The sequence below is a fragment of the Peristeroidobacter agariperforans genome (genome assembly GCF_004138335.1).
Lineage (GTDB): Bacteria > Pseudomonadota > Gammaproteobacteria > Steroidobacterales > Steroidobacteraceae > Steroidobacter > Steroidobacter agariperforans.
On the sequence record NZ_RYFW01000015.1, the window covers coordinates 1 to 1,331 of the forward strand.

Below are 1,331 nucleotides of genomic sequence, written 5' to 3' on the forward strand. Positions count from 1 at the left end.
ACGACGTGATGGATGGCGGCGCTGGTAACGATCACCTCCGGGGTGGTTTCGGCAGCGACACGTATCTATTCGGGTTGGGTGAAGGTCAAGACACGATCAACAACGACTCCGACAGCTACAACGGCTCCGCCGATCCAACCGTGGGCAAGGTCGACGTGCTGCAGTTCAAGGAAGGGGTGCTCGCGAGCGATGTGACGATCACGCGCTCCGGGGACAACCTGATCTTGAAGATCGCTGGCACGACCGATCAAGTCACGATTCAGAACTACTTCAACAACGACGGTGTCTCGGCCCGCGGCTACGCGATCGAGCAGATCCGCTTTGCTGACGGGACGACCTGGGATGTGGCAACGATCAAGGAGCGAGCGCTGATCTCGACGGCCGGCGATGACAACCTCATCGGCTATGCCACCAATGACACGCTCACTGGTGGCGCCGGCAACGACACGATCGATGCTCGTCAGGGCAATGACATCGTCGATGGCGGTGACGGCAACGACACGATTGACGCTCACGATGGCGATGACATCGTCGAAGGTGGCGCGGGCACTGACAACATCACCGGCGGCAATGGCATCGACCAACTCTCCGGCGGCGACGGCAACGACACGTTGTATGGCAACGCGGGCGATGACGTGCTCACCGGCGGCGCGGGTAACGACAACCTCTACGGCGGTGGTCAGTACGGCGGCTCCGGCGGTAACGACGTGATGGATGGCGGCGCTGGTAACGATCACCTCCGGGGTGGTTTCGGCAGCGACACGTATCTATTCGGGTTGGGTGAAGGTCAAGACACGATCAACAACGACTCCGACAGCTACAACGGCTCGGCCGATCCAACCGTGGGCAAGGTCGACGTGCTGCAGTTCAAGGAAGGGGTGCTCGCGAGCGATGTGACAGTTAGTCGCTCCGGCGACAACCTGATCTTGAAGATCGCAGGCACGACCGACCAAGTCACCATCCAGAACTACTTCAACAACGACGGCGTCTCGACTCGCACCTACGCGGTGGAGCAGATTCGCTTTGCCGACGGCACGACGTGGGATGTCGCAGCCGTCAAGTCGATGGCACTACAAGGCTCGTCGGCCAACGACACGCTGACCGGCTACGCCACCAACGACCATCTCTACGGTGGCGATGGCAACGACAACATCGATGGGCGCGCAGGCATCGATCTCCTCCAAGGCGGCGCCGGCAACGACACCATCTCCGATACAAATGCGACCGGCGGCAATCTGTTCGACGGCGGTGACGGCACCGATACGTTGACGGGCGGCACCGGCAAGGATCTGTTCATCGGCGGTGCGGGCAACGACACAATCAATACCGGC

At 61.1% G+C, this 1,331-nt stretch carries 1 protein-coding gene; it reads left to right on the forward strand.

Annotated elements, in window-relative coordinates; translation table 11 throughout:
- On the forward strand, window positions 1-1,331 hold a 1,331-nt coding region (locus tag EK373_RS32940), incomplete at both ends, for a calcium-binding protein (protein WP_269813791.1).